Annotated in this window: 19 protein-coding genes and 1 pseudogene; all 20 read right to left on the bottom strand. The window is 36.4% G+C overall.

Annotated features, from left to right (window positions below; all coding sequences use genetic code 11):
* Positions 1–8 precede the first annotated feature (8 nt).
* A complete protein-coding gene (locus tag HMPREF0848_RS03110; RefSeq protein WP_008534562.1) occupies positions 9–1,001 on the bottom strand; it encodes a stealth family protein in 993 nt (330 codons plus the stop codon).
* Complete coding sequence (gene glf, locus HMPREF0848_RS03105; RefSeq protein WP_008534560.1) at positions 998–2,098, bottom strand: UDP-galactopyranose mutase; 1,101 nt, start codon at positions 2,096–2,098, stop codon at positions 998–1,000. Before glf ends, HMPREF0848_RS03110 begins: the two co-directional genes overlap by 4 nt.
* Before the next feature lie 10 nt (positions 2,099–2,108).
* Positions 2,109–3,524: a flippase gene (locus HMPREF0848_RS03100; RefSeq protein ID WP_008534559.1), complete on the bottom strand. Its 1,416-nt coding sequence runs from the start codon at positions 3,522–3,524 to the stop codon at positions 2,109–2,111.
* Positions 3,525–4,686: pseudogene (locus HMPREF0848_RS03095) on the bottom strand (polysaccharide polymerase).
* Positions 4,687–4,719: 33 nt separating this feature from the next.
* Complete coding sequence (locus tag HMPREF0848_RS03090; protein WP_008534558.1) at positions 4,720–5,790, bottom strand: glycosyltransferase; 1,071 nt, start codon at positions 5,788–5,790, stop codon at positions 4,720–4,722.
* Positions 5,790–6,755, bottom strand: a complete 966-nt coding sequence (locus tag HMPREF0848_RS03085) for a DUF6625 family protein (RefSeq protein WP_008534557.1) — start codon at positions 6,753–6,755, stop codon at positions 5,790–5,792. Before HMPREF0848_RS03085 ends, HMPREF0848_RS03090 begins: the two co-directional genes overlap by 1 nt.
* A complete protein-coding gene (locus HMPREF0848_RS03080) occupies positions 6,752–7,393 on the bottom strand; it encodes a DUF1919 domain-containing protein (RefSeq protein WP_008534556.1) in 642 nt (213 codons plus the stop codon). The genes HMPREF0848_RS03085 and HMPREF0848_RS03080 overlap by 4 nt, the downstream gene beginning before the upstream one ends.
* A 1-nt stretch (position 7,394) precedes the next feature.
* Positions 7,395–8,543 (bottom strand): glycosyltransferase family 4 protein, encoded by a 1,149-nt coding sequence (locus tag HMPREF0848_RS03075; protein ID WP_008534555.1) that lies wholly within the window; start codon positions 8,541–8,543, stop codon positions 7,395–7,397.
* 2 nt (positions 8,544–8,545) lie between these two features.
* Positions 8,546–9,718, bottom strand: a complete 1,173-nt coding sequence (gene cps2T, locus HMPREF0848_RS03070; protein WP_008534554.1) for a beta 1-4 rhamnosyltransferase Cps2T — start codon at positions 9,716–9,718, stop codon at positions 8,546–8,548.
* Between the two features lie 32 nt (positions 9,719–9,750).
* Positions 9,751–11,118, bottom strand: a complete 1,368-nt coding sequence (locus HMPREF0848_RS03065) for a sugar transferase (RefSeq protein ID WP_008534553.1) — start codon at positions 11,116–11,118, stop codon at positions 9,751–9,753.
* A 56-nt stretch (positions 11,119–11,174) separates the two neighbouring features.
* Positions 11,175–11,915, bottom strand: coding sequence for a tyrosine-protein kinase (locus tag HMPREF0848_RS03060; protein ID WP_008534552.1), 741 nt, complete (start codon positions 11,913–11,915; stop codon positions 11,175–11,177).
* 9 nt (positions 11,916–11,924) lie between these two features.
* On the bottom strand, positions 11,925–12,617 hold the full coding sequence (locus HMPREF0848_RS03055; protein WP_008534549.1) for a capsular polysaccharide biosynthesis protein: 693 nt from the start codon (positions 12,615–12,617) through the stop codon (positions 11,925–11,927).
* Positions 12,618–12,625: 8 nt separating this feature from the next.
* Positions 12,626–13,357 carry a capsular polysaccharide biosynthesis protein Cps4B gene (gene cps4B, locus HMPREF0848_RS03050; protein WP_002888631.1) on the bottom strand — a complete coding sequence of 244 codons (732 nt, stop codon included), beginning with the start codon at positions 13,355–13,357 and terminating at the stop codon, positions 12,626–12,628.
* Positions 13,358–14,818, bottom strand: coding sequence for an LCP family glycopolymer transferase CpsA (gene cpsA / locus HMPREF0848_RS03045; RefSeq protein WP_008534546.1), 1,461 nt, complete (start codon positions 14,816–14,818; stop codon positions 13,358–13,360).
* Between the two features lie 365 nt (positions 14,819–15,183).
* The gene (gene deoD, locus HMPREF0848_RS03040) at positions 15,184–15,894 is read right to left on the bottom strand and encodes a purine-nucleoside phosphorylase (RefSeq protein WP_008534544.1); all 711 of its coding nucleotides are present in this window, start codon (positions 15,892–15,894) and stop codon (positions 15,184–15,186) included.
* A gap of 450 nt (positions 15,895–16,344) precedes the next feature.
* Positions 16,345–17,058, bottom strand: a complete 714-nt coding sequence (locus tag HMPREF0848_RS03035; protein WP_037608850.1) for a type 1 glutamine amidotransferase — start codon at positions 17,056–17,058, stop codon at positions 16,345–16,347.
* The gene (locus tag HMPREF0848_RS03030; RefSeq protein WP_037608848.1) at positions 17,055–18,302 is read right to left on the bottom strand and encodes a chloride channel protein; all 1,248 of its coding nucleotides are present in this window, start codon (positions 18,300–18,302) and stop codon (positions 17,055–17,057) included. Before HMPREF0848_RS03030 ends, HMPREF0848_RS03035 begins: the two co-directional genes overlap by 4 nt.
* 3 nt (positions 18,303–18,305) lie before the next feature.
* Positions 18,306–19,115, bottom strand: coding sequence for a purine-nucleoside phosphorylase (locus tag HMPREF0848_RS03025; protein ID WP_008534539.1), 810 nt, complete (start codon positions 19,113–19,115; stop codon positions 18,306–18,308).
* Between the two features lie 18 nt (positions 19,116–19,133).
* A complete protein-coding gene (locus HMPREF0848_RS03020) occupies positions 19,134–19,679 on the bottom strand; it encodes a DUF1697 domain-containing protein (RefSeq protein WP_037608847.1) in 546 nt (181 codons plus the stop codon).
* 1 nt (position 19,680) lies between these two features.
* Positions 19,681–20,892: a phosphopentomutase gene (locus HMPREF0848_RS03015; protein ID WP_008534534.1), complete on the bottom strand. Its 1,212-nt coding sequence runs from the start codon at positions 20,890–20,892 to the stop codon at positions 19,681–19,683.
* Positions 20,893–20,950: the final 58 nt, after the last annotated feature.

Here is a 20,950-nt window from a genome sequence, read left to right as displayed (position 1 = left end):
TTTACTTCTCATTTTTCATAAGCTGATTTTTTAGGATAGTATTCATTTAAGATTTGCTTAAAATAAATGAGGTTTTCTTCATTAAAGTCACCATCATCATTCACACAAAGTAATCTTTTATGCTTATCTTTAAAGATTCTATCAAGTTTATCAACTTGATTTAAACCAATTGTTTCTCCGAAATTTTTTGACATGGGGAAAAATTGATTACTTTCAATTTGCCAGTTAGAACAGATGTATTGATTGACATCCACCCCATAATCTCTAATCTTATTTCTGGATGTTCTATCCAAAGTCTCACCTTCAATGTCCCACAAATGTGACAAAGTACTCTTCTTCATCGGTACAGGCAAATGCTGATTCACATAGCCCGTCGGCCCCCATGGTAAGAGTAGCAAGTTCTTCAGAACCAAAAACCCATAGCGATAATTAAAAAACTTCCAAGGAGACGACTTTAAAGCTTTTTTATTTGGAAAATGACGATAAATCAACTCAACATTATTGAGATAAGTATTTGTAAATGGTGACCAAGGAACTATGGCATCATACACCGCTAAAAGCTTAGGTTGACCATTTTTATAAAAATCTGAAGGGTGGCTATCTTTAATCAAGTACATATCATCATTGAAATACAAATAATTCTCCGATAATCCTTCAATGCGATGGAGATTAAGTTCAATAGCAGCAGAATTATAGGTAGGTAGGTACTCTTCAGGCATAAATTCCTTATGAGTAATCCATCTAAGTTTTGGATGCTCCAAGTTCAACCAGTCAGGTTTTTGTCCGTTAGTGATTAAATAAACATTATTTACCCAAGTAGCATGTTTTTCAATCATTCGAAACCAATAATTAAAAATACCATAGTCACGATAACGTTGCTCTCCATCAACTTCTTGGTTCCAATCTGAAACTCGACCGGAAACAGCTTGTTTCTCACGGATAAACTCCGGGTTACTGCCATCTACCCAGAGGACAACGATATCAATTTTTTCTTCTGTCATTTACTAAATTCTTTCTCTACGACTTCTAAGGCACGCTCAATGACTACGTGCATGTCGTAGTATTTATAGTCTGCTAGTCGCCCACAGAAGATGACTTTGTCATTTTTAGCTGCTTCTTCTTGGTACTTGGCAAACATAGCATTGTTTTTAGCATCATTGATTGGATAGTAAGGTTCATCTCCACGTTTCCAATCTGCTGGATATTCACGGGTGATGACAGTCTTAGGCTGCGTACCATACTCGAAGTGCTTGTGCTCAATGATACGAGTGTAAGGTATCTCACGTTCTGTGTAATTGACCACGGCATTTCCTTGATGATTTTCTTCATCCAAGACTTCGTGTTCAAAATGAAGACTACGATACTCCAGCTCTCCATGTTTATAGTCAAAGTACTGGTCAATCATGCCTGTGAAGACAACCTTTTCAGCTGAACTTTCCAGTTCTTCACGGTTGGCGAAGAAATCAACCCCAAGTTCTACTTCCACATCGCCAAGCATATTTTCAATGATGACATTGTAACCACCGATTGGAATACCTTGGTAACGGTCATTAAAGTAGTTGTTATCAAAGGTCAAGCGAACTGGAAGACGCTTGATGATGAAAGGAGGCAGGTCTGTAGCAGAACGTCCCCACTGCTTTTCTGTATAGCCCTTAATTAGCTTTTCGTAGATATCTGGACCAATCAACTTGATAGCTTGTTCTTCAAGATTCTTTGGCTCAACATCTTTCATATCAGCTGTTTGTTCTGCAATCTTGTCCTTAACTTCTTGAGGTGTCTTTGTCCCCCACATAGCATAGAAGGTATTCATGTTGAAAGGAAGATTGTAAAGACTACCCTTGTAGTTAGCTACTGGAGAATTAATATAGTTATTGAATTCAGCGAACTGGTTAACATAGTCCCAGATTTTTTTGTTGGACGTATGGAAAATGTGAGCACCGTATTTATGAACATTGATGCCTTCAATATTTTCACAGTAGATATTACCACCGATGTGATCACGCTTGTCAATCACTTTTACCTTTTTGCCACGTTTTGTAGCTTCATGTGCGAATATAGCGCCAGATAATCCAGCACCAACAATAAGATAATCGTACATAGTTTACTCCTTAGTTTTTCATTAACTGTTGCTTCAAGTCTCTCACATCAAGGACACGTAAGACAACAATCAAAATTAAATAAATGATGGCTCCAACAAAACCATCTACTGCTACGTTTAGCATAGGTTTAAATTGAACAAAGGTTCTAAAGACAAAAAGTCCAAGATACATCACAACTGATGCAATGATAATTTTAGACATAGCAGGAAGGATAGAAACATCTTTCAAAAATTTTCTTGCAAAATTAAACTGAATCACCCAAACCAAAGCTTCTGTAAGAACGGAAACAATGGAAGCACCAATGAAACCAAATGGTGGAATCAATAAAAGGTTAAGTCCCACACTAACAAATGCTGGAATCGTTGTAGAAAGCATGAATTCACGGTGCTTATTATGCGGAATTAAAATCTGAATTCCCATGATATTTGTCCAACCAATAAAGAACATCCTAAAGACCATGATGGCAATGGCAATATTAGCTGCTTGGAAGTCCTTTCCTAGGAAAAAACTAACAAAGTCTTTATTGACAACCAAGAGACCAGCAATAATTGGGAAAATGACGAGATTATAAATCAAGAAAGAGAATTCATGCATCTTGTTAACAGCCTTATAGTCTCCACTAGACAAAAGACCAGATACCCTTGGAAGCATTACACTTCCCAATGAAGTCACCAACGTCAATAAAATATTAATAATTTTCAAAGCCTGATCATAAATCCCTACATCATTTGTCGATGACAAGGCCCCCAACATAGTACGGTCCAAAGTCACATAAAGTGAAATAGCAATCTGAGGCAAGAACAGTAAAATAACTGGCTTAAGATGCTTCTTAGCAAAAGACAAATCAAATTGAGGCTCACCAATATATGGCCTTGCTGGGAGCCACATGCTTAATTGTCCTAGTAATTCAAAAAAGGTTAGTAGGAACACATAGAGGTATAAATCGCCAGAAGTTTTTACAAATAAGAAAATGGAAATAACTCCTAAGAGTTTAACCGTTGTGTTTCTTGCCGTAATACGACGAAAATCCTCCAAACCTTGGAACAACCAAGAAATATCCATTCCTTTAGATACTAAACTAAGCCCAAGGATATAAGCCACCATGTTTTGCATTGCTGGCAAAAATAAACACAAGAGCGCATACAAAAGAAGTGACAAAAAAGTGGCAATCAATTGGAGGGTATAAATACCCCAGAAATTTTTCCGAATATCCTTACGATTACTAGAAATTTCCTTGGTCCCGTAGTTAGCAACTCCTAAGGTCGCTAAGAGAATAAAGTAGGTAACAATAGAGTTAAAGTAACCATAGGTACCTAAATCTTTAGAACTAAAAATCCTAGTTACATAAGGTGTCGTAATAATTGGTAACACAATGACCAATAATTGGTAGGAAAGATTATAGGCGTAATTCTTTAAAACTTTCATTTATAGTATCTCTATTTTATTTTCCTCATCGTTTATTTCTTTTATCGAAATTAAACTTGCAAATAATGTAAACATGAAGATGTTGTATCCTGGTCTAATCCAAAATGCTTCTATCATACAATTAATAGTTATTAAAGAAAGTAATGATAGAAATAACATTTTACCTTCTTTGTAAAAATCTCCTGGATGATAAAACATAAACTAATACAAGTAAGACTACAGGAACAATTCCATAGTAGAATAACATTTGAATATAAGAGGAATCAACATAATTATAACTGAGTACTGACTCTGTAGTACCACCATAACCAATAAATTTTACATTATTAGTTCCAAAAAGGTGTAACTTGTATGTATCAAGGGCATTTTTACCCAAAAAAAGTCTCATACTGAAGAAATCGTTCAACTTAACAAAAAATGGGGAAGAAAAAGAAAAATGAGAAGACAAATAAAACATCAATGATGAAAAAATTGCCGCAGAATAGGGTAGTATGTAATAAACTTTAAATTTCTTTTCTTTAGTATAGTACATTACTAAAAAAATAATTACAGCTATCAAAATAGACATAGAATTCAATCTAGCATCACAAAATTTGATAATAAAGGCTGATAAAGCTACTCCAACTGCCACCCTAAGCCAAATATACTTTTCTCTAAGTAAATATCCCCAAGCAATAAACAAATAAAAACAGTGTGAGGCAAAATCTGTAGGATAAATGAAGCCAAATGAATTTCTTATAACTAAACCAGAAGATCTAACTTGGGCAAATTGTAAATTTGGTAGAAGACCAATTATTGAAAGTAAGAATATACCTATGACAATTGAACCAGCAATAAACACGTAAGTTTTTAAAATAACATCTACATCAACATCATAAAGTAGTAAAATCAATAATGAGTAAAGAAGAAAATTGGTAGCACCAGTTTGTAAAAAGACACATAAACTTGTTACGATTAAAAGAATTCCTGAAACAATGAATGATATACTAAAATTTTTAATGAATAAAAATCTTAGTGACAACACCAATGCAACACCAATCAAGAGAATAGTTGGTAATTGAGGGAGAGTTTTATTTAGAACCGAAGTCATAATAACATCGTACCCTACAATTACCGATAAGACCAAAATAACCAAAAGGTTCTCAAACTTAATTTTTAACATAATACCCTTTTACCGTTCATAAGAATAGCTAATTTATTTAAAAGCAATTTTACGTAAAATTGGATTCATTTTCATTTTTTCAATAAAGATGACTGTCCGAAACTTTTTTTGGGTAAGAAGATCAATACTCAATCTTCTAAGAAAAGAAGAAATATTTCGCTGTCTCAATAACATATTATAAGGACCAATGATTTGATCTCCATTCCCTGAAAAAATATTGTCAAAAGCTTTATTTGAAATAATGGACTGTAGTAATTCTATTTTTTCTTGTCTTTTCAACTTTAAATTAGAAATCTGAAAAACTGAACTTATGATAATTTTTGTCTTAATATCCTGCATTAATGTAGCATCTTCTAATTGGAACTGTTCAAGCAATTTATGTAATTCTTGAAGTTCATCTAATTGAAATTCAATTCTTTTAGGATGATAACTCGTCAGTGCAGAACCACTTCTACCTGCAATATAATTATAGAGAGTCGAATCAATAAAAAGAATGTTATCTAATTGTTGATAAACTTGGAAATTAAATAAAGTATCTTCCCCTATTGGTTTACTAGGAAACTTAATATTATTTTTTAGAATAAATTCTTTGTTATAAATTCTCGACCAAACATTATACATCATATCAGTTTTAAAAAGCTCTATGAAGTCATTCCTAAACTCTTCCTTTTTAAGAAGTCCTAGGTGCTGATAAGAATGAGAACGGCAAGACAAAATAGTGTTATTGGTTTCTTTAATTTCATTGTAACCAAAACAAAGAACATCCCATTCTCCATTAAGATTAGGACATATCTTCTCAAAGAAATCATCTGATAAGAAATCATCTGAGTCCATAAAGTACAAATATTCACCCCTCGAGAGAGAAATCCCTAAATTTCTAGCTTCCGAGACTCCGTTATTCTCAATATGTCTAACAAAAATATTTGAATAATTATCTTGATACTCATCACAAATCGCACCACTCTGGTCGGTTGAATCATCATCAATTAATAGAATCTCATACTTAATTGGTGACGATTGCATAAGTATGGAATCTAGGGCTCTTTTTAAATAACCTTCAACATTAAATACAGGAACAATTATGCTCAAATCTATATTATCCATTAACTCTTCATCCTTAATTTATGACGAATAAACTCTAGTGTCCATTTTTCTTTTTTAAATTTCTTTAATATTGTCGATTTAACATATGCCCAATAGAATTTATTTCTTGTTACTTCTAAAAGCTCTTCCTTAGAAATTTTCTCTCCAATAACTAATTGATTTGGTATAACATAAAATGAATCTACTAGTCTAAACTCAGGACACTTAATCACTCTCTTTTGGAAATGTGCATATAGAGGACGATTAACCTTTATATTACCATCGATTAAATTTATTGATTCCAAACCATTTTCCTCTGACCAAAAATAATAGCGTTTAGGTTCATTTTCACCATATTCTCTAAATGAGAAATGACTAATATCAATATCATCAAAAAACTTATCTTGCAGTTGTTTGAAATTATTTTTTTCAAAAATCTTTTGGATACCATCTGCCTCATCAAAAATAAAATTTTGCTCACTTGTAAAGATATTGTGAAAATCCAGTCGATAGTTTAAACCTTGGCCAGACATAAATATATGATTAACTTCCTGTGAATTTTTAAATATTTGGAGATGACCTAAAAGGCCATATCGAGAATAGTCATTCTCAAAAAAGCTATGTTCTTCCAGAAATTGATAAATATCACCAAGTAAGACATCTGTATCACAAAATCCCCAGTAGTCATATCCCTTCAACTCCTCTTCAAAGATAAATCCATAAGCAACTTTATAGTCACATAATTTATAAGGTGTTTTGAGAGAAATTTCAAAATCAAATTTAGACTGAACTTTTTTTCTTAAATCATCAAACGAAAGAGTCTTAAATTCAATATTCTCAGCGTTCAAAATTTCAAATTGGTCCATATTTTGATCAGTATAAATTAAGAAATCAATCTTTTGATTACGTTTGGCGGTCAACAAAAAATAAGGGAAAAACTTTGGAAGTTTTCCAAAGTACGGAATAATGAGTCTTATCTTTTTCATTTAGTTAAATCCTCTCCACCCTTATTCAACCAAGTCACAGCATTAAAATAGCGGTGGTAAGTTTTTAAATCGATACCGACATGACCTTGCTTTTCAGCTGATTTGAAATGAACCAAGGAAGGTAGGTCACTATAATTCTGTGAAGAGAAGATGACTTTGCTCTTGTAAGGAAGTTCTTCAAACTCTTTCATAAGCTCGTAAGTACAAGCATCGTTATCGTTGAATTTGAAATACATATTATCCCAATGAATGCGTGCCAATCGACGTTGCCATTTTTGAGTCGCTTCCTCTTCATCTGCGTAATGCAAAAAATGAAGTTCAATATCATCAAGAAGTGCGAGAGGATAGGCATTATCAAAGTCTTTGATGTATTTCGATTTCTTAACGAATTTCAAGGGGATATCTCCACTCAAATAATGTTTTAGATTCTTGAGCATTTTGATGTAATCAGGTGAAAAGACAAACATTCCAACAAAAGGCGTTTGATAAGGTAGTCCCAACTCCTGATAAACCTTCCCAGCCCAACAATTATCACAAATAATTGTGAAATTCTTATTCTTGAGTCGTCGTCTTGGGATAAAATTAATAATTGGATAAACGATTGGTTTTAGTTTATTCTTTAGTGTTTCACTGTTCATATTAGTACTTTTTATATAGCTCCGAGAAATTACGAATATAACTTTGTAATGAAAAGAGTTCTTTTTGGCGTTTAACAGATGCCTTGCCAAATTGTTCTCGCTTCTCGGTATTATCCGCTAATTTTTGAATTGCCTTAGACAGTTCTGAAGGCTGATTTGGAATAGCAAGAAGGCCATTTTCACCTTCTTGCACCATTTCACAAACGCCACCATGACGGTAGCCAACGATGGGTTTCCCACAAGCCATTGCTTCTAAAACTACAGTTGGAAGTGGATCAGGATTGGTACTTGGCAAGACAAAGATATCAAACATATTATAGAGCTCTGTTGTCTTGCTATAATAGTCAATTCGCTTGATTTGACCAGCTACTGGCGAGTCAGCAATAGTCTTTTCTAACTCATCAATGCGCCACTCTTCTCCCTCAAAAGCACTACCTGCTAGAAAGGCAACAGCTTTTGGGTTAGCCTGTAAAATTGGAGTCACAGCTTCCAAGAAGTCTCCTTGCCCCTTCCAGGCATTGACACGGGCAACCATCCCAATAACAAGAGCATCTTGAGCAATACCAAACCGCTCTCTAATGGCTGAAGCATCCACTACATGGAAAACATCATTATCAACCCCATTATAGATGACTTGTACCTGATTATCATTCACATAACGAGACATTTTGACATGATTCGCCACGGCATTTGAAACCGTTACTATCGTATCAGCAAAGCGTCCCATCAAAAAATTGATGAAGTCAGAAATAGCTTTTGGTTTGACAATAATTTCGTGCACATGCCAAATCAAAGGAAGTTTCAACTTACGTTTAAGGTAAATGCCTTCAAGCACCGCCGTCGTATTGTTGTGAATCAGGGTAATCCCGTTCTCTTTGGCATACTTTGCAATTTGTTTAGAATAACGGTTATAAGAGCCAAAGTACTCCATGATACCTTTAGGATTAAAATATTTACGTCGCAAGATTGGGTAGTCAATAACTTTCACTTTGGCACCGACATTTTCTAAAGCAGCCACTAAAACACCATCATTTGGTAAAATAACATGCGCTTCAAAGGCATCTTTATCCAAGCCTTTAATAAGCTCCAACAAAACCTTGTCAGCGCCATACATTTCAGCACCCGCATGGAGATATAAAATTTTCTGCATTTCTATCCTTTAAATACTTTTTCGTAGTCTGTGACAATTTTTTCCCATGTGAAAGCTTGGGCAATACGTTTACTAGATTTTTGATTAAGAGCTTCGATAGCTTGATTGTCCAATTGTTCAGCTTGATCAATAACAGTTGCCAATTGATCTTTTTTCCAATAAAGAGCACCATCTTCACCAACCTCACGGTTAAAGCCAACATCCAACAAAAGATTAAGCTTGGTAGACTCTAATGCCTCTAGAAGTGATGGATTCGTCCCTCCGACTTCATGACCGTGGAAATAAGCAAAGGCATTTTCACGAATATATTTGAGCAATTCCTGGTCATATACCGTTCCAACAAACTTCACACGAGGGTCCTTGTCAAAGCCAGTTTCCTGACGCAACTTGTCATAGAACTTGTTTTCTTCAACGTTAGTAATGAGCACAAAATCCTTATCAGAATGTGACGCCATAAAGCCACGAATCATAGCCTCATAGTTGTTTTCAGGGACAAAGCGACCTACAACAAGGTAATAGTTGTTTTCAATAACCCCTTTTTCAAAATACCAGGTGCGAACTTTATCATCAACCTTAGTCAATCGAGATTTGGTCGTATCAGTTCCATAAGCAATATAGGTTGTTTGGGGATGATACTTTGCATAATCTTTTTGAATGTAGGACTCGATATTTTTACTATCACAAATCAAAAGGTCAGCATGTTTAACCATAAGTTGTTCTGAAATTTTCCAGTATTTACGGATAGGAAGACTCCATTTTGCACGTAACCATTCATGACCATCAGGATTAACCATTAGGGTACCACCAATAGCCTTGATTTTCTTCTTGATACCTGAGATAAATGGTCCAATACGGCAAGCCAAAACGTAGAAAATCGGTTCTTGATCATCATTGGCTTTAGCGATTTCAATGGCCTTATTTAGAGCTGCAATGTCATAAGCGATGGCACGAGCAGGACCAATATTAGGCACATCAATGTTGAAACACTTTGCGCCATTATGCTCGAAAGAGTCAGCTGTAATTCCTGATTTAGCAGAATTTTCACGCATACAAGCTACGTAATACTGGATATCTTTATCTTGCTGGAACTCTGTTAGTTTCTCAACAAAAGTCTCAAAACCACCATATTTTGCTGGAATTCCCTTAGAACCAACGATATAAACTGTTTTTTTCATTTAATCACCATTAAAAGAAATGGAGAAAGCCATCACTTTGCTCCATCCTTCATTACTACTACTTTAATTGTTTTCAATAAGATTCTGATATCACGCCAGATAGTCCATCCATCCATATAAGCTACATCAAGTTTGACGACTTCATCAAAATCTGTAATTTCACTTCGACCACTTACTTGCCAAAGCCCAGTGATTCCTGGTCTAAAGCTTAATCGACGTTTTTGTTCTGGAGTGTAGGATTCGTATTCGTCTAAGGTCGGCGGACGTGTACCAACCAAACTCATATCACCCTTAAGAACATTCCAAAATTGTGGAAGTTCATCAAGGCTCGTTTTACGGATAAAATGACCAACTTTAGTAATGCGAGGATCATTATCCATTTTAAACATACCGCCAGACATCTGATTTTGTTCCATGAGATTCTTCTTGATTTCTTCGGCATCAACTCGCATTGAACGGAATTTATAAAACTTGAAAATACGTCCATTCTCACCAACACGATCTTGAGCGAATATTGCTGGACCACCATCCTTACGGATAATCGGATAAAGAAAGATTCCGACAATACCACAGAAAACCAAACCAACCAAAGCCCCACAGATATCTAAGCAGCGTTTTGCCAATATATCACCGTAACTATAAAATTGTGTTGAAAAGGTAACAACATTAAAAGGTCCTAGTTGCTGAATCCGTTTTTCCCCCTGACTCATAAATTCCAGCGAATTGAGATTAATAGAAACTGGAATCCCCATAAGTTCAAAAGGTGAGGCGTAATCCCAAATTTTGTATTGTTCACTAGGAAGATTAATCAGGACCTGGTCAACTACTGAGTGGGTTGCATACTCAACCAAGTTGTCTGGCTTAACACTCTTGATAAATGGATTAGTAAAATAAGGATTATCCAAAACACAAACTGCTGTAATTCTACCATCCATATTATCTTTCATACGTGTCAGAACATTTTCAAGACGAGTCTGATCAGAAATTAAGAGAATATTTTTATTACTCTTACGACGTGTGTAGATGGATGATCGGAAATATTTGAGAACAGTGTTTGTTAGGTATAAGAGAGCACCTACAATGAGGATAAAATAAAGGAGTCCACGACGTGAAATTGAAAAATTACCATCTGCAAAAAAGGATAGGAAGGTTGCGATTGCAGCAAATATGAGACAATATTTGAGAGTAGCAATAAATTCATCCAAGTAACCACGATATTTTAAATTTTCGAAGTAATTACTAATATAATAAGTTACTACATGGACAATTCCTAAGAGAACGACACTTCCTTTGGTAATCTCAGTATAAGGCAATTTACTTGTGACCCAGGCTACAAAAAGGACCACAACCAGTTGTATAATACCAATCTCAATGCGACGAATTTCTTGTTTTTCTTTCACTCTGAACCCCTTTTTTATATGCTAATGTTTAAGGAGCTACATTATCCCCATTAATGCTATCCTTTTCTACGGCGTTGCGACCTTGAATGACTACTTTTTTGCTCTGATTTCTTGCCGTAGTCACCATATGACCCGTAAGAACCATATGTACCATATTTATCTACAGTCATATCTACTTTATTTAGAACAACACCCAAGAACTGAGAACCACTTTGTGTTAATTGTTCTACTGCCTTTGTTACGAAACGACGTTTAATTTTACCTGCAGCTGTCACCAAAAGACTAGCATCGGCTTGGTGAGCAACAATGACAGCATCGATAACTAAACCAATCGGTGGTGTATCAATAATAACATAATCATATTGGCTACGAGCAACGTCCATTAGGTGTGTGAAATTTTCATTTTGTAAAAGACTTGTTGGATTTGGTGGAACAGGACCAGACGAAATTACATCCAAACTTGCGATGTCTGTTCGACAAACGGTTTCCTCCAAAGTAGCATTCCCAGAAAGGAAATTTGAAAGACCTTTATATGGCTCATTTGATTTAAATGTTCCAGACAAAACTGAATTACGGGTATCTGCATCAATGAGCAGTGTTCTAAGGCCAACACTAGCAAACGAAATGGCAATATTAACAGATGTTGTTGATTTACCTTCACCAGCTTCGACTGAGCTAACAGCAATAACTTTCATCTGAGCGCCAGAAAACTGAATATTTGTGCGAATAGCATTGTAATATTCTTCGGTTTGTTTGGCAAAGTTTACTTTAGAATTTACTAACTTTAATAGAGGCATTTCTTCTCCTTAAATCTTATCTATATCAGGGACAATTCCAAGAAGTGTCAGTCCTAAGGCGTCTTCAATATCTTCCGGACGACGAATACGATCATCCAAGATTTCACGAACCAATACACCAACAATTGCAAGGAAACCTCCGAGCACTGCTCCAAGAGCAACATTACGTTTAATGTTTGGAGAAGAAGGTGAATCTGGCAATTTCGCATCTTCAAGCGTTGTGACATCTTCTACTTTTGTCACTTTTTTGATTTTTTCTGCAGCAACATCACGAACCTTATTGGCTAGGGATTGAGCATCTTGTCCAGTTTTTGCATTAACAGAAATTGAAATAAGACGCGTGTCAGTAGGGATGTTAACTGAAATCATTTTAGCGAGGTCTGCTTCAGTCATATTCAATTTTTCGTCTTTAATTACTTCAGACAAAACATCATTAGACGTAATAATTTCTTTATAGTCTTTTGTCAAAAACGTACCAGCCTGCAAGTCTTGTGCAGAAAGATTCTTGCCATCATCAGCTTGATTTACCACATAGATACGTGTTGATGACGTATAAGTTGGTTGAATAAAGAAATAAGTTCCTAAGAAGGCAAAAACAGCAACATAAAATGCTGTAAATAGAACGAAGACTTTCTTAGTCCAGAGTTTTTGCAAGAGTGCAAGTACATCGATTTCAACACGTTTCGTGTTTTCCTGAGTCATAGTTTCTCCTATATGTATTGATTTTCAAGTAGTGTTTGTGGATTTTTGATAAAAAGATTACGGGCACGTCTAGTACCATAAGTTTTCTCAATAATAGCGTAGGCTTCCTTCATAAATGGAGGTCTTGGGCCCAAATTATGCATGTCACTTGCAACCATGTGAACTAGATTCTTTTCCAAAAAATAACGGACTCGTTTTTTTCTCACTTTTTCCTTATCACCAAAAAGCTTTGGTTTTAAGACGTGAGAACTATTGACTTGAGTATAGCAACCCATGTTGATGATTTCACGAACACGGTCAGCATGTTCCTCAAGAGCATCATAACGTTCAATGTGAGCCACAATCGGAGTTACCCCTGCTCGCAAGACATTACTTAGTCCACTATGAATTTCCTTCCAAGAAGTTCTAGCACTAAATTCAATCAAAGCAAATTGAGTATTATGCATATGAGGAATAAGGTGCTTTTCAAGCTTCTCAACAATGTCTGAAGTGTAATAGAGTTCACCACCATAGTAAATTGTTAAATCAGGGTAAAGAGCCTCTGCTTCTTCTTTTACTTTAGAAAAGTTGGCAAAGATTTTGTCTTCTGGGGTTTCAAACATTCCCTTACGACGATGAGACGTTGAAACAATAGTACGCACTCCCTGGGCGTAACTTTCGCCAATAAGTTCTAGACTTTCCTCTAAAGTCTTAGGACCATCATCAACATCAAAGACAATATGTGAATGAACGTCAATCACTTATTTTTCCTCCATCATATTTTTGATAGCTTGTGATGCGCTTGCCACACTAGAATCATCAAGTTTCATCATATAAAGACTAGAATTTGGCATAGCATATGAAGTCAATTGTCCCGTTGATCCTGTACCTGTCACCGCTTGAGAAGTCACTGTAAATTTAGAACCTGAATCAAGCTGCGTATTAGCCAAGGAATTAATAGTATCCAAAGACATGTTGGTTTGAACAGAGTCTTGAAGATTATTAACAATTGAATTAAAGTTTGATACTGAATGAAGTGAGGCTAATTTGTTAACAATCGCTGAAATAACCTTTTCTTGGTTTTTACCACGATCATTATCGCCACCATCCAAGCTATAACGCTCACGAACAAAGCCAAGTGCTTGTTCTGAGTTCATTTGAATATCACCAACTGGGAAGTCAAATTTCCCATGAAGGCTAGTAAAGGCTTGATCATTATGGACGGTCACACCACCCAATTGGTCAATCAACTTAAGGAATGATGTGAAATTGATACGTGCATAATAATCAATATTAATGCCATAAAGATTTTCAAGTGTTTGTTCTGAAGTTTCAACACCGTAGATACCTGCGTGGGTCAATTTATCATATTGGTTTGCCCCACCACCAGGAATTTTGACATAGGCATCTCGAGGTGTTGTCGTCAAAAGAATCTTATGCGTATTCATATTGACGGTCATAATGATATTAACATCAGAACGTGATACTGTTGAAATAGAACCATAAGTATCAATACCGCTGATATAAATATTGAATACTTTGGAATCCGCTTGTTTTACAGACTTGTTATTTTTCGTTTTGATTTTATAGGTATAGATTGTTTTCAGATTTGAAGCGTAATTGCTATCAACTGACTCTAAAAGGCTAGCATATGAACCACTCAAAACCATGGCTTTAGATTTTCCAGATTTAAGATTGTCATAGGCCTCTTGGTAAGAAGCAACATCGTCAACTTTTACATCAACCTTCTTGTCATTTTTCAGAGCTGACATCATGGTTTCAATGTTATTCTTATCAACCTTCATAGGTGCTTGGACAGTAGAAAGCTGACTGACATCTTTGATGTCACTATCTTTTGGAACCACAACACTCATCTCAACTTCTGAGAATGATGCAGTCTGATTCATACGGTTAGTAATATCAATTAGCTGTTTGAAGCCAAATACACCAACCAAAGAAAATAGGGTGAAAATAACCAATATAACAGTTGTCACAAGTGGTGATTTCTTAGCTTTTTGAAGATAGATACTAATAGCAAGAACAACCACCAAGGCAAGTGTGATGATAATATTCAAAAACCTAAAAGATAGGAAATTGTAGTTGAACATAATGAAAAGTAAAATCGCTGCTAAAATAGCATACAGAATGGTCAACCCAATGTTGACCATTCCCCAGGATCCTTTACTTGTCTGTTTCTGCTTACGATACGTATGCGAACTCATATAAATTGCTCCTAAAAATTAAAATTAGACACTTCCCATTATCATTATAACATTACTTTAACTTCATTTCAATTGTCATTCTTTTTAAAAAAGAAGAAACAGTTTTTCATTAGCTTATCAAGTCATTAATTTCTATTAATTTTCATCATATTGTCAGGAAAAATTTCACAATTAGTATACTAATTCTATAATTTTCTGACATTTGCCTTGATATTATAAACTCACTCCATGAAAAATAGTAGTTACTATACTATTCTTTTGACAATTTTAAATCTATTACCACTATTCATAATAAAGGAAACTAGTCAACTATAACCCAACAAAACCAAAAAGGAACACCAAATGGTGTCCTTTCATTATAGCAACTAATCAGCAATCAGTGTTTCTAAACCGACTTTCATCATATCAGTGAAAGTATTTTGACGTTCCTCTGCAGTTGTATCCTCATCTGGATTCACCAAACTATCAGAGATTGTCATAATGGCAAGAGCATCTACCTGATGCTGGGCTGCAAGGTAATAAAGAGCCGCCGCTTCCATTTCAACAGCTTTCACGCCCCATTTACCGAGTTCAATATTTTTCTCATAGTAATTTGAGTAGAAAACATCAGAAGACAGTACATTACCAACATGGGTAGTCATACCGAGATCTTTGGCAATGTGGTAAGCCTTATCTAAAAGGTTGAAACTTGCAATTTGTGGGAAATCGTATTGTGGCCAATCGTTACGAATAATGTTAGAGTTTGTCGCTGCAGCTTGGGCCAAGACCAACTCACGCACATGAACATCCTTATTTAATGAACCTGCAGTTCCCACACGAATAAGTTTTTTAACCCCGTAATCAACGATAAGTTCACGTGCATAAATAGAGATAGATGGCATTCCCATCCCAGTCCCCATCACAGAAACACGTTCACCTTTATAAGTTCCTGTGTAACCAAACATGTTACGAACCTCATTGAAACAGACAGCATCTTCAAGAAAATTCTCAGCAATGAATTTGGCACGAAGAGGATCCCCAGGAAGAAGAATTTTATCAGCAATCTCTCCCTGCTTAGCAGCAATATGAATAGACATAATTTATGATACAAAGAGCGATCAGAAAGCGACTGAAAATTAGGAAGATTATCTATTTTCCAAGCTTTCCGCTCGTGTTCAAATTTGAACACCTGCTCTACCTTTCTTAGTTATTTATAGAATCGGCGTTAAAGAGGCAAGGTAAAAATAGGAAATCCGACAAAGATGCACCACATCTTGGAAGATTTATCTTTTTTACACCGCCTCTAGCCCGGGTTCAATTTCAAACCCAAGCTACCCATCCTTTCTTTTTTATTAAGTAATCTGGAGTGCAATCAGAGAGCGACTGAAAATTAGGAAGCTGACGAAGATGCCTCGCATCTAGGCAGATTATCTATTTTCCAAGCTTTCCGCTCGTGTTCAAATTTGAACACCTGCTCTACCTTTCTTACGTTATATTTTTTAAAATTTTCTACTATTATATAGATAGTACATGAGCTACTTAAATGTTTAGCCTTGGGTTAGTGAATCTAGAAAAGCAAATAACTTTTTATTCATTTGAGAATAGTCATTGGCCCGCAATTGTTCTGGTGTTTGAACAAAAGGTAACTCTTGATTTTGCTGGCGCAAGTGCTCTTCACCATCCGCAGCTATCAGTAAATCAATAGCCTCTGGATCGAACTCCAAATGTGCCTGGAAAGCATAGTGTTTAGGACTAAAGCGAACAATTTGACGAGGGCAACCTTTACTTGTAGCCATAACAACTGCATTGTCTGATAATCCAGGCATATCTCCATGCCAGTGACCGGTATCTAAAGTAGAACCAAAATCTTTAATATGATCATCAGCTAATCCAGCTTCAGTAAGATTTATTGGAAAAACACCAATCTCACGTTCGGGACTATGCTCGTACTTACCACCATAAGCCACAGATAAAAGTTGAGCCCCTAAACATACCCCAACAATATAGATATCAGCGTCAATAGCTTTTTGAATTAATGCAATTTCAGCCTTTGGATCATAGTATGGAAAGGCTTGACGATTTTCATCAGGTGACTGAGGTCCACCCATTACAATAAGGAAATCAATACCATCAACAGTTTCAGGAAGTTTCTCCTCCTCATAAACCTTAGTTGATGTGACATTGTGGCCACGCTCTTGAGCCCATTTCAAGTATGCTCCTGGAACCTCAAATGTTTCGTGTAAGATAAAATGAATATTCATACTTTTTCCTTCCATTTATTATTAATTATCCTTGATAAGAGGCTGGCTAGTATGAGTGGTAATACGATAACTCCTCCAGTGCCTGTAAAACCAACAACCAAGGCTATTCCTGTTAGGGGGGCATTCAAAGTTGTTCCTAAAAATATAGTTGCTCCTAAAAGCATTCCTAAATTCGGACTTAGGGAAAGGCCAAAATTTCCAAAAAGCTCCGTTATCAGATAACCCACACCTGCGCCTAATGCAAACGATGGCGTCAGAGTTCCACCATAGGCACCACTTCTTAAAAGTAGACAGACCAATAGGCATTTGATGATGAGAATGACAGGAAGATATGCTGAAGAGTTCCCAGAAAAAAGCCATTGGGCTAAAACCTGTCCATTTCCCATAAAAATAGGGAGGTATGCTGACAATCCACCTAGAATCATAAAGGCAAAGGGCAAAGTCCAAAGTATTTTTTTGTCTGTAATACGATGTCCACTGGCCTTTTTCGTCAAATAACCAAACATCATAGCAAGTGGTGTTGCAAATACTGTCAAGATGATTGCCTGCATGAAACTGGAAGAATCAATAGTCACTTTATCGACTAAATATAGAGCCTGTCCACCAACAATTGGTCTGGCACAATAAGCAGATACATAAGTAGTCACAAGAATAATGACGATATTCTTTAGCTTCCAACTAACTCCTAATGTTTCCAAAACAAACAAAGCGCTGGCAAAAGGCACCTGGTAAACAGAGGCTAAGCCTGCTCCAGCACCACAAGCAATTAATAATTGTCTATTGGAAATGTCTAAACGTAATCCCTTAGAAAGACTACCACCGAAGAGAGCACCTAATTCTCGAGGTGCTCCTTCTTTGCCAATTGAGGCCCCGGCAGCAACGATTGCCACCTGGACTAATGCATGTAGAGACTGGCCTAGAAAGTTTGGACTCCTCTTACCAACAAGTTGCTTAGCTTTGCTAATGGAAAGTAAGGAGACCCGTCGTTGAAGAAAATACCAAAATAAACTAGCTAGGACCCCAACCACAAGCAATACAAAAAATCTTCGAAAAGCTTTCACTGATTGAAACTGTAACAAGAGATTGCCTTTATCTTTACCAAACGCAAGAACTTGTATAAATTCTAAAAGATAGTGGCAAAGAATTCCAACAAGACCTGAAGCGATACCAGTTCCAAAAACAGCCAAACTTAGGTTAAGAGATTTTGGTAACAACCTTAAACGTTTTATTTCCCGAAAAATCATGTTTTAAAGTTCAGCCAAAATAGCTTTCAGCAAGCCTTTGAAATCCCCTTTAACACGTTCTGTCACTTCCATCACTTCTTCGTGATTGAGTTCTTCTTGGAAACCAGCCGCAAAGTTGGTAATACATGAAATACCAAGAACTTTCAAACCAGAATGTGCTGCAACAATGACTTCAGGGACAGTTGACATCCCAACAGCATCTGCACCAAGAGTCTTATAAGCACGAATTTCAGCTGGAGTTTCATAAGTTGGACCAGTTACACCGATATAGACACCATCATCTAATTTAATGCCTAATTTGTCAGCAACTTGATGCGCAGTCTCACGGTATTCTGGAGTATATGCCTTAGACATATCTGGGAAACGTGGACCAAACTCATCCAAGTTTTCGCCAATCAAAGGATTTTGACCCGTCATATTGATGTGGTCTGTGATAGCCATGAGAGTACCAGGGCCAAAGCCAATACCACCAGCTGCATTGGTTACAAGAACCCCTTCACAACCGATAGCTTTCATCACTCGTACAGGGAAAGTAACGACTTCAAGCGGATTTCCTTCATAGAAATGGAAACGCCCTTGAAGAGCCAAAACCTTACGTCCAGACAAAGTTCCGTAAACAAGTTTTCCAGCATGACCGACAACCGTTGATTGTCCCCAGTTTGGAATATCAGCATAATCAATGATAATTGCGTCTTCAACTTCTTCAGCCAACTCACCAAGTCCAGAACCTAAAATCAAACCAAATTCAGGCTTTTCAATTCCTTTACTTTCCAAAAAAGCTTGCGTAACTCTAATTTTTTCAAGTAGCGACATCTTATTTCTCCCTTAATTTTATTTCATTCTTAAAAAGTGACCAATTTTTGAAAATGTCCTTGCATTTCGAATGGTTATATCAGGATAAAAAGGTGTTTTCAATAACTTCTTATGATAAGCCGTTTGACTATAAGTTGATTTATCATACTTGCCCCAGTAGACACCAAGTTGACCAAAATGAAGTATTTCATCTTTCAACTCAAAAGAGTTAATAACCTTCTTCATTTCGTTCTTATCAAGTCTTTCAGTGAATAAGAGGACATCTTTTTTATAGAAATCATCTTCCCACCACTCGGGTAAAGATGCCACTTCACATTGGTAATCTTCCAGAGTAAAAAGAGAAAATACCTTAATAAATGGATAAGCCTTTTTTAGAAATTCCTCTAAAACTAAGAGAAGTTCCTCTTTCATCAAGGTAGAATCAAAGAAAAGATTTCCACTATTTATATATGAAGAAACATGTGACATACCGAGTTCTTCTAACTCACGACAAAATTCTTCCATGACCACCTTGTGACGACCACCAACGTTTATCCCACGAACCAAAAATGCGTAGCGCTTCATTTTAGACAAGTTTATCCAAGAAGCTTTCACCAATCATGGCTTTATCTACACCAAAGTTTTCAGCGACAGTTGCTGAGATGTCAGAGAAATGACCTACTGGAATAAGTCCATTTTCTTTGAATGATGGGCTATAAGCCAAGAAAGGAATATATTCACGAGTATGGTCTGTACCTGCATAAGTTGGATCATTTCCGTGGTCTGCTGTAATCATCAAGAGATCATCTTCACGCATTGCTGCGATGATTTCTGGCAAACGTTGGTCAAATTCGTGCAAGCAATCACGATAGCCATGTGGGTCACGACGGTGTCCATAAAGAGCATCGAAGTCTACCAAGTTTGTGAATGAGAAGCCATGTTTGAAGTCTTCAGAAGTCATTGCCTTAATCAAATTGTCAATACCATGACTATTTGATTTGTTGTGGCCCATATCGTGATTTATACCAGCTCCGTTGAAGATATCATTGATTTTACCAACGGCGTAAGTATCAATACCGGCTTCATTCAATTTATCCAAAACAGTTGGTGCAAATGGTGAAACAGCTAAATCACGACGGTTAGACGTACGAGTGAAGTTTCCAGGCTCACCAACGTAAGGACGCGCAATGATACGACCAAGAAGAGCTGGACGTTCCAAAGTGATAGAACGAGCGTATTCACAAATACGGTAGAGTTCATCCAAAGGAATAATGTCTTCGTGGGCTGCAATTTGAAGAACTGGATCAGCAGATGTGTAAATAATCAATTCACCAGTCTCCATTTGACGAGGACCAAAGTCTTCAATAACGGCTGTACCTGAATAAGGTTTATTGGCTTCTCGAATGACCTTGCGACCTGAGAATTCTTCAATCTTCGTAATAATTTCTTCTGGGAATCCGTTCCAGAAAGTATCAAATGGTTCTGTAATATTAAGGCCCATGATTTCCCAGTGGCCAGTCATGGTATCTTTACCAAGAGAAACTTCCTGCAATTTTGTTGCATAACCAGTTGGGTTGCTTTCTGCTGGTACTGTTTTCAAAGGTGTTTCACGAGGAATATTTCCTAGACCAAGCTTAGCCATATTTGGCACATTCAAACCAACAGTCTTTGAAATATGGCCAAGTGTATCAGAAGCACCATCTGGTACACCAGAATTGACAAAGTCGTTGGCATCAGGTGCTGCCCCAATTCCTACAGAATCAAGAACAACTAAATGCATTCGATTAAATTTAGACATAATAACACCACAAAGAGCTGAAATCCTTTTAAGATTTTCTCTTTACCTTTTCTTTTAT

Origin of the sequence: Streptococcus sp. C150 (assembly GCF_000187445.1) — a bacterium.
GTDB lineage: Bacteria > Bacillota > Bacilli > Lactobacillales > Streptococcaceae > Streptococcus > Streptococcus raffinosi.
The sequence above is the reverse complement of the archived record's forward strand: the minus strand, read 5'-3'. Positions and strand labels throughout refer to the sequence as shown.